This is a genomic window from Staphylococcus pasteuri (genome assembly GCF_030547725.1).
Lineage (GTDB): Bacteria > Bacillota > Bacilli > Staphylococcales > Staphylococcaceae > Staphylococcus > Staphylococcus pasteuri.
Window position 1 is genome coordinate 1 of the sequence record NZ_JAUOQO010000589.1, and the last position, 254, is coordinate 254.

Here is a 254-nt window from a genome sequence, read left to right on the forward strand (position 1 = left end):
GCTTTTAACTGTGTTTTCATTTTTTGTCCCTTTTAGTCGATTTACTTAGTGGGTTTTAACATCCGAACTAAGGTGCTGTCTTTGTCTATAAAATGGTGTTTAAGTGCTGCTAACGCATGGCCAGCAACTAAGGCGATTAATGTCCACGCTAGAATTTCATGAACATCTCCAGCCAGTTCTTCTTGTTGATTGATTCCAGTCACGGTTGCAGGGATCTCAAACCATTCAAATACCGAAATGGCGCGCCCATCGGC

Annotated in this window: 1 protein-coding gene; it reads right to left on the reverse strand. The window is 42.5% G+C overall.

Annotated elements, in window-relative coordinates:
* Window positions 1-41 precede the first annotated feature (41 nt).
* A partial coding sequence (locus Q4528_RS14830; protein ID WP_303522435.1) for a cytochrome b occupies window positions 42-254 on the reverse strand: 213 nt, incomplete at its 5' end.